Source organism: Caldisericum sp., from assembly GCA_022759145.1.
In the GTDB taxonomy this organism is placed as follows: Bacteria; Caldisericota; Caldisericia; order Caldisericales; family Caldisericaceae; genus Caldisericum.
In genome coordinates, this window is record JAEMPV010000009.1 from 1 (window position 1) to 8,139 (window position 8,139).

General features: G+C 35.5%; 7 protein-coding genes. 4 read left to right on the plus strand and 3 right to left on the minus strand.

The window, feature by feature from the left end; all coding sequences use genetic code 11:
- Window positions 1-33: 33 nt before the first annotated feature.
- The 3 genes from JHC30_00405 to JHC30_00415 all read right to left on the minus strand — a co-directional run bounded on the left by JHC30_00405 (window position 34) and on the right by JHC30_00415 (window position 2,383).
- Entirely contained in the window at window positions 34-408 is a 375-nt protein-coding gene (locus JHC30_00405; GenBank protein MCI4462621.1) for a DUF1648 domain-containing protein, read from the minus strand.
- Between the two features lie 49 nt (window positions 409-457).
- Window positions 458-1,738 (minus strand): WG repeat-containing protein, encoded by a 1,281-nt coding sequence (locus JHC30_00410; protein ID MCI4462622.1) that lies wholly within the window; start codon window positions 1,736-1,738, stop codon window positions 458-460.
- A 66-nt stretch (window positions 1,739-1,804) separates the two neighbouring features.
- Window positions 1,805-2,383 (minus strand): hypothetical protein, encoded by a 579-nt coding sequence (locus JHC30_00415; protein MCI4462623.1) that lies wholly within the window; start codon window positions 2,381-2,383, stop codon window positions 1,805-1,807.
- 277 nt (window positions 2,384-2,660) lie between these two features.
- On the opposite strand from JHC30_00415, the gene JHC30_00420 reads away from it, so the two are divergent.
- The 4 genes from JHC30_00420 to JHC30_00435 form a co-directional block, all read left to right on the plus strand.
- Window positions 2,661-3,695: a hypothetical protein gene (locus JHC30_00420; GenBank protein ID MCI4462624.1), complete on the plus strand. Its 1,035-nt coding sequence runs from the start codon at window positions 2,661-2,663 to the stop codon at window positions 3,693-3,695.
- 67 nt (window positions 3,696-3,762) lie between these two features.
- Window positions 3,763-5,643: a hypothetical protein gene (locus tag JHC30_00425; GenBank protein MCI4462625.1), complete on the plus strand. Its 1,881-nt coding sequence runs from the start codon at window positions 3,763-3,765 to the stop codon at window positions 5,641-5,643.
- Window positions 5,644-5,652: 9 nt separating this feature from the next.
- Window positions 5,653-6,870: a hypothetical protein gene (locus JHC30_00430; GenBank protein ID MCI4462626.1), complete on the plus strand. Its 1,218-nt coding sequence runs from the start codon at window positions 5,653-5,655 to the stop codon at window positions 6,868-6,870.
- Window positions 6,871-6,883: 13 nt separating this feature from the next.
- The coding region (locus tag JHC30_00435) for a PEGA domain-containing protein (protein MCI4462627.1) at window positions 6,884-8,139 on the plus strand (1,256 nt) is incomplete at its 3' end.

Below are 8,139 nucleotides of genomic sequence, written 5' to 3' on the forward strand. Positions count from 1 at the left end.
CAATTAAACTACAAACATTTATTCGCTTTCATGTTACACTATACAGCAAATTGAGTATTCTGTCAAGATGGTATGAAGAAATGTGCACAAGTGTAAACAGCATGAATTGAATTGGTGACTATATATTTCCCTGAATTTTTCACTTTCTTTCGTCCTGAAAATTTTTGGCACAAGAATAAAAAACAAAGTTATGGCAGAGGAAAAAATAGGCAGGGTAAATACACCCCAGGACTTTTGCATAAAACCATCAACTTCGCCGAATGCATTCCAGTGCGTTGCAATAACCTGAGGAAGACGGGGATAAAAGAAAATACTCAAAGCAAATGTTACAAGGAGAATTGCAAAAGCAATAAAAATAAAGACTTTTCCTGAACTCGATAACTTTTTCTCCCCCTTGAGTCCTTCCATCTTAAAATCCCTTTATAAGGCTTCTACCTTTAGCACTTCTAATACTTTTCTATTTCTTCTCTTCCCAGTATTGCGTCCCTCTGCCATCCATATAACCAATGGTCTTAGAAACACCTGCGCCTTGTGGTAAGACAACTGTTATCAAACCATTTACAAAATATGGATACGAAATTACATAACCGAGTTTGTCAAAAGATGCTGGTATTACAAATGCTGTATTCCCATTCTTGTCGATAAATTTTTGAGTTCCCCCTGCTTTTACATAAGCAAGACCCTCCGAAAAATTGTTTGCTTCATCGTAAACAGGCTTGATCACAACTGTACCACTTTTATTTATGTAACCCCATTTGCCACTCTTATCCTGAACTGCGGCAAGCCCTTCACTAAACATATAAGAGCATTTATATGCAGGCTTTATAATAAACCTACCTTTCTCGTCAATATATCCATAGTTACCCTTGACAGATACCGAAGCAAGCCCTTCATGAAAATCCTCCGCACCATCAAATGTGAAAGGAATAGCAACTTGCCCTTTTGTATTTATATATCCCCATTTGCCGTTCAGACCCGTTGGAGCAAGTCCATCCACAAAGTTCCCAATATAGTCATATTTTATCGAAAGAACCATTTTACCCTTCGCATCAAATAAACCATACTTATCACCCGACCTAACTGCAAATAAACCCAGCGTATTCTCTACTATAAACACTTGGTCATATTTGGTTGGGACAATTATCTTTCCATACTTATTGATAACGCCTTGTTTCCACCCGGACATTACAACTGCAAAACTACCGTTAAAATCATATCCATAGTCAAACTTAGGTTCTACTATGTATTTTCCAGTTTTATCTATATATCCGTATTTAGTGCCAACCTTCGGGATGTTCATTGAAACCATTGCAATGCCATTATGGAAATCCCAGGCACTATCAAACATAGGATTTATAACTAATTTCCCTTTTGCATCTATATAACCATACTTGTTTCCGATACTGACATAGGCAAGCCCTTCGTGAAAATTCCCTGCCATACCAAATTTGGGCTGTATAACAGTATTCCCTTTTTCGTCTATGTATCCCCATTTTCCGTTAAGATTAACTGCTGCAAGACCTTCACTTAGAAGATAGGCTTCAGAATATTTTGGCTGGACGATGATATGCTTATCTTTGTTACAGTATCCCCAATATTCTCCTGCTCTATAAGGAATAAGTTGCGGAAGGTATTTAAGGCTTTCATTCGAATAAGCCCCTTTGCTTTCTTTTGCCCCGCACGAAGTAAAAATCAATACAACAAGGACTAACAACGAAACTAACCTTTTTGCATTCATTTTTTCCTACCTCCTTTTACTATCAGCATAATTATACTACTTACAAAAAATAATTTAAAGCTTTTTTCAATCCTGCTTCGGAAAAATGAATATACCCTGGTAGAAACCATGTTCCACAGCAATGCCAGTCATCGGATCTATAAGGAAAAGTTCCTGATTCACAACAGGTCTATTTGAATCGAGTGCTCCCGTCCTCTCCCACAGCCTCAATTGAGTTGGTGGAATGCTCACCATATTAAAAGCTAATTGTTTTAGAGGCTCTGCAATATCAATGCCAACAAGTATATACAACTTATCTTTTGGTGTAGCAACAGAAGCATCTTTATTTTCAAGGAATATTCTTGTATATTCTCCGTAAGGGATTGTAATTACCTGGACTCTTGTAGGAACTGTGCCGTCGGGAAAGTGAGGATCCCACGGTATATTCCATTCTCTACACATTTTAATTTCTTTTATTAAATTATCCCTTATTTTTTCTTTAGTTACTTTTGCATTAGGAGGAAGCTTGTAGGAGGGAAGCGTTATATTCGAAAGATCGATTACCTTCGGGGCGGAATTTGTGAATTGCATCGACTCAAGCGATGTTAAAATTAAGATGCCAAAGACCATTAAGGCGATAATAAAAATTTTTGAGGTTTTGCTCATCTTTCACCACCCCTCTTAGCATAACCGTGTTATTAAAATAATTTCTTTTCTCATTTTGTCCTCCAAATTCTCTCATAATATTAGATACAAAATTTCAGAAAAAGTTCCACTTTTTTAAAAAATTAACTCCAAAATCTCCGAACAAAAATTTAACTTCCATTATCACTACTTCATTTTAAGCCAAATTATTATTTGTAAAAAATTCTTTCAAAATTCTTCAAAAATTGTGGAACTTTTTTACCACTTCATATATCTAATATTGTAGAGAAGGTGAAAAATGAAAAACATATTCAAAGGAAAAATTGCAAAAGTTGTAGCAATTGTTGCAGTCGTAGTTATTTTAATGGCTATTTATGCACTGTGGATTACACAAAAGAAACAGGGACAAACTCAAACAAACACCAACATCTCTAATGGAAGTTCACAGACGAATATAAGTGACATATATGTTTCTCCGGGCGGAGAAGAAGGGATCCAGGCAATTTATCTTGCACCTCGAAATGGTGGGCTTATTACTGACACTGAACTTAAGAAATATCCTCAGATTTTGAAAGTGACTGATTTTAAAACACTCAACTCCTGCACAAGCACATATATAATACCTATCTGGATTGATAAGGATGCAATAGACCTTTTACCGCAAGGGTGGCTTAGAGAGTATCCTCAAAAATTCTACCCAATCATTGTAGTAGGCTTTAGCAACGCACTTTATGCAATGCGAGAGAAATTGAATTTGGGAATTCTTGGACCCCGGATTGATTGGAGCAAAGAGACTTTAGGTCCTGGTTTCAGCGCCTGGATGATTGAAGAATATGGCGAAAGTTGGATGTCTTCTTTTATGAGAGGATATCAAGAAGATATTAATGTCTCACATATTCTTGAAGTAAGTAATGGTCTATTTAAACAATGTTTTAAAACAATTCAGTACAAAAATACAGAATATGGTTTTACTTTTGATTTGCCTTTGACATGGCAGGGTTACAAAATTATTAAAGACAAATGGACGGGGTATAGTGAAGGTGCAAATGGAGAAGTTGCAAGCGAAGAAGGACCACTGATTTTGATAAGGAGTCCCCAGTGGACCAAAGAAGTCCCAACACAGGATATCCCCATAATGGTGTTCACACTCGAACAGTGGGATACGCTTCAACAAGAAAAGTTTCATATAGGTGCTGCACCAATCGGTCCCACCGAACTTGGCAGAAACTCCAAATATGTCTTTGCTCTTCCTGCTCGTTACAATTATGCATTCCCAAAGGGCTTTGAAGTAGTGGAAGAAATTATTAATACAAACCCACTTAAGGGTTTTTAAATCGATGAATTTTTTTAGAGATGATAGTAAAATATGAAAAGAGCAATAAATAAGGAGGAAATGCTTTATGAGAAAAGCGCTTATTTTTTTGCTAACGATTGCGTTCATGATGAGTGCTTTAGGATGTAGTAAGCAACAACAATCCCCAATAGAAAGTTGTGAAATAATTGAGTTTAAACAGCCAAGAGTTGACTATCGAACTCCGAACAATTTTATTATCAATGTTTACTTAAACGATACCCTGGAACTAAGCGGATATACAGTTTTAGATTCCTTTGATATTGTTTCTCCATCTGGAAAAGAGACTCACTTTCTTACAGAGCCAACAAAGTATAGAAATCAAAAAGGAGAAGTTATAAGAAAATTTGGCGGAAAAATGACTTTTGATGAATTGGGAGAATATAGGTTAATGCATAAAGGTGCTGTTTTGAGTTGTTCAGCTTACAGATACGAAGAATATAAATTTAAAGTTACTTATAAAGCAAAAGTTTTGAATGCTCCAACTCTTGCTTCACTAAGTGGGAATAAAGAAGATGAGAATGTAATACTTCTTTTTGCAGGAGAAACTGTAAATTTACGGCTTCTACTTACCGATGCCAAAGGAAACATAGCAAGGAACAAATCAATTGGTTTATCAAATCTAAAAACTGACAAAGACGGTATTGTAGAAATAAAAATCAATACATATGATGTAATAAAGCAATTTCCGTACCGTATATACGGAGACTTAAAATACTATTTAACTGACTATGTGGTTTTTAATCAGGATGGAAATCTTATTGAGTCAAATTTTGGAGAAGTGGATTCAGATGGTCACTTTGTAAAAGTTAGTCCGAAAAACATTCCCAATAAAATCGAGATATTAAAAGAGAATAATAGAATTTACATCCTCTCTGATAGCTTAAATTTCTTAAAGGATTTTGTAATAGCCGACTTAGATAACCTCGGAGCAAATGACTTTCCTTTGCCTCACCCGAAAGATCCGTTAGTTATTTATACAAAATCAATGGTCTCAAAAGATGGTGGCAAAACATTTGTAACCTACCCTGATGGACTATCATTTTCAGTAAAAGCAGTTGATCCAAATAATCCAGCAATATTCTATGGATGGGTAAGGAAGGAAGACAGCATATCGGGACTATATGGATTGTTTAGAACAGATGATTATGGATTGCATTTTACAAAGGTTGCAGATTTTGAGGATATTGACTCTATAGCAGTTGATCCAGGAAACCCAAACACAATCTATGTTGGAACCTCTGACTCAGTATCAAGATCAGAAGATAATGGAAAAAAGTGGAAAAAGATTCTCAACGATGGATCTATTGTGTACATAAATCCTTACAATCCTTCTAATATCCTGGTTTTGGGAAATGTGCTTTATGTATCAAATGATGGCGGAAGAAGGTTTATGAGACTTTTTGCAATAAATGGGGATACAACAGGTTTTACAAAATTATTTGCAGTTTCATTTACACCCGAAAGCCCGAATATCATTTATGGTGCTTCTAACCGTGGAATTCTCAAATCAGAAGATAACGGCACAGTTTGGAAATTACTCTCCGCAATCGATTCCGAAAGAATTGCGGTTGACCCAACAGACTACAAAAGAATATACATAACCTTCAATGGCAAAATGTTCTTATCGACTGACGGAGGCAAGACTTTTACAAGTTTTCTGCCGCCGTGGTTTAAGGAGGGAAGAGACTATGTAAACAGCTTTTCAATCGATTCAAACGGGGTCGTTTATGCAGTCATTGACGGAATTATCTTTAAAAAGGCAAAAAATGGAAACTGGGAAATCCTGAATCCAGTATTGCAAAAAGACAGTCCACAGTGGAAAATCGTAAACAATAAAATATATATTGAAGCAAATGATGCAAAATCTCTTAATATTTTTATCAAAGTCATCAACGGAAGAATTGTCATTTATAAGGTACATTACTAAGGGGGAAAAATGAAAAAAGTGCTTATTTTTTTGGTTGTTCTTGCAGTTTTAGTTGCTTCCTTTATTGTTGTATTCAAGAAAATTAGTAATGAAACTCTGATTAGAGTTACAAAGACGGATTCTTTAAGCTCAATTTTAAACGAGCCATCGAAAATTATCTTTGTAACTAACGATGGAATTTATGCAAGCAATAAAGACGGAAACAGAACTGAAAGGGTTGCAATTATAAATAGCAAATTTGAAGTTAGAATTTACGGTATATCTCCAGATGCTAAATGGATAATACTAAACCCATCACCTGTTGATTTCGGTCCTAAATCAAAGCAATATTTGTATGCTTTAAATATTGAAACGCTTAAATTGGTTAAAATTGCAGAGGACTACTGGGAAGGTGGTTTCAAGATTTCATTTGAGATGGGGGACGATAAACTTCTTTATGGATTTCAAGGAGTAAATGCACCGTTTATTTCGCTTTCATGCTTTGACTTAAATAACGGCAAAATGGATTACCTGTTAGATTCTTCGAAAAATAAAGAGGAAAAAGCGTTTTACTATGCTATATCGCCTGACAAAAAATACATTGCCTATGCAGGTGGCAATGTCGAATCATTCCCTGACAATAGAACTGGTTTGTATCTAAAAAATCTTGAAACTGGTGAACTCAAACTGCTTGCAAAACCATCAAATCTTAATCAAAATTTTGGTGAGGATTATATCTCAAGTGTAGAGTTTGTAAACGATGGCAGGGAAATCCTTTATAGTAGAACAACATGGTCAAAAAATGGTAAAGAAACTGATAAATGGTTTGTAGTGGACTTGGAGGGAAATAGCAAGGAAATTTCTGCGGAAGAAGCATCCAAACTTTACAAAAATAGAGAAGGATTATTGGGGACAAAACTCAAAAAATTATTAAACAAAAATCTCTACATTAATGCAGTCCTCGATAAGTGCAAAAAGATCGTATTCTCAACACTTGAGAATGAAGAAAAGCTATACATATGTAATGATGACCTTTCAAACATTGTTTTCACAGGCATAACAAACCCTAACTTTATGCACTTCTCTCCCGATAGTTGCAAATTTACCTGCGAGGTTCTATCGCACAATGATACCTCAATTGCCCCAACCTCAATCTGGTATCTTATCGACGCAACAACAAATAAGAAAGTCAATTTGAATGAATTGTTCAAAGTGGAAGTAAAAGATGCAATTTATATTGGAGAATAAGAGAGGTGGAAAGATGAATGTAAAGAAAGTAGTTATTTTGTTGAGTTTGCTTGTAATGGTTTTCACATCGTGTGGGATTAAGCAATCAGAAAACTCACCAAGCAATCAAACATCTCAAAAAGAGTTAAAGGTTGTTCGTATTGAATCAGACCCAGAAGGTGCAGATGTAAATATTGATGATAATTATTCAGGAAAAACGCCATTAACCGTTAAACTAACAATAGGAGAACATAATTTTGCTTTTTATAAAGAAGGTTATGTTTGGCATTCGATGGATAATGTAGAGATAAAAGAAGATACAAATGAAATTAAGGTGACGCTTAGGAAATTTGATGAGGCAAACCTTATAAGGATTGTAACCTCAGACCCTGGCAAATCGCTTCTGAACGCACCATCAAAACTTCTTTTTGTATCTAACGATACAATTTATGTAAGCGACAAAGACGGAAGCAAAACTGAAAAAATTGCAGAGTTGAATGACGACCCTGACATCCGCAGTTTATACTCCATAAGATTCTATGGGACTTCTTGGTTCTATGGGGTCTCTCCTGATTCAAAATGGCTCATTCTGTATATATATCCTGAAGCATTTTGGCAGGGAAATGACTTTTTGTATGCATTAAATTTAAAGACCCTTAAATTGGTTAAGGTTACAGAAGGTGACGGAGAAGGCGGCATAGAGATTTCATTTCAAATGGGAGATGATAAACTCATTTACGGGTTTCGAGGAGTAAATGCTCCACTTTTTGGAATCACTTGCTTTGACTTAAATACAGGTAAAGTATGCAATCTTCTGGATTCTTCAAAAAATGATGAAGAAAGAGCATACACTTATGCTATATCGCCAGACAAAAAATACATTGCCTATGCAGGTGGAATTGTTGAAGTATTCCCTGATAAGAAAACTGCCCTATACTTAAAGAACCTTGAAACTGGTGAACTCAAAATGCTTGTATCATCGAAAGACCTCCACCAATATTCTGATGAGGACCTGGTATCAAGTATAGAGTTTGTAAATGGTGGCAGGGAAATCCTTTATAGTGAAGTGGTTAATATTCCGGGGCAGAATTTTGTTACAAAATACTTTATTGTTGACTTTGAGGGACACAGAAAAGAAATTTCTTCTGAAGAAGCATACAAGATTACAAGAGATAGGAGTAGCGAGTTGGAAGCAAAACTAAAGAAGTCACTGAACAAAAATCTATACATTAATACAGTCCTCGATAAGTGCAAAAAGATCGTATTCTCAACACTTGAGAATGAAGAAAA

What these genes read in the sequence shown, in the direction of transcription:
- JHC30_00405 (MCI4462621.1), bottom strand. Translation starts at nt 408, where the DNA reads ATGGAAGGACTCAAGGGGGAGAAAAAGTTATCGAGTTCAGGAAAAGTC.
- JHC30_00410 (MCI4462622.1), bottom strand. Translation starts at nt 1,738, where the DNA reads ATGAATGCAAAAAGGTTAGTTTCGTTGTTAGTCCTTGTTGTATTGATT.
- JHC30_00415 (MCI4462623.1), bottom strand. Translation starts at nt 2,383, where the DNA reads ATGAGCAAAACCTCAAAAATTTTTATTATCGCCTTAATGGTCTTTGGC.
- JHC30_00420 (MCI4462624.1), top strand. Translation starts at nt 2,661, where the DNA reads ATGAAAAACATATTCAAAGGAAAAATTGCAAAAGTTGTAGCAATTGTT.
- JHC30_00425 (MCI4462625.1), top strand. Translation starts at nt 3,763, where the DNA reads ATGAGAAAAGCGCTTATTTTTTTGCTAACGATTGCGTTCATGATGAGT.
- JHC30_00430 (MCI4462626.1), top strand. Translation starts at nt 5,653, where the DNA reads ATGAAAAAAGTGCTTATTTTTTTGGTTGTTCTTGCAGTTTTAGTTGCT.